The 488-nt window shown below is 72.7% G+C and carries 1 protein-coding gene; it reads left to right on the top strand.

Going from position 1 to position 488, the window contains the following annotated elements; translation table 11 throughout:
• Window positions 1-65: 65 nt before the first annotated feature.
• A partial coding sequence (locus ACOV8S_RS29460; RefSeq protein WP_448321533.1) for an Lrp/AsnC family transcriptional regulator occupies window positions 66-488 on the top strand: 423 nt, incomplete at its 3' end.

The raw sequence follows: 488 nt of genomic DNA on the forward strand, positions 1-488 counted from the left end.
CTCCACGCCGACCGACCCGTGGACGCGCCTGTGCCCTCCCCGCGCGCTGCCTGTAGCTTTTGCGCATGGAGGAGCTGGACCGACAGATCGTGCGGCTGCTCGTCGAGGACGGGCGGATGAGCTACACCGACCTGGGCAAGGCCACGGGCCTGTCCACGTCGGCCGTGCACCAGCGGGTGCGCAGGCTGGAACAGCGCGGCGTCATCCGCGGCTACGCGGCGGTCGTCGACGCCGAGGCGGTGGGCCTGCCGCTGACCGCGTTCATCTCGGTGAAGCCCTTCGACCCCAGCGCCCCCGACGACATCGCCGAGCGGCTGGCCGGGGTGCCGGAGATCGAGGCCTGCCACAGCGTGGCCGGCGACGAGAACTACATCCTCAAGGTCCGCGTCGCCACGCCCCACGAGCTCGAGGAGCTGCTGGCCCGGGTGCGCGCCCTCGCCGGGGTCTCCTCCCGGACCACCGTGGTGCTCTCCACGCCCTACGAGGCC

The organism is Streptomyces sp. CO7 (assembly GCF_053474865.1).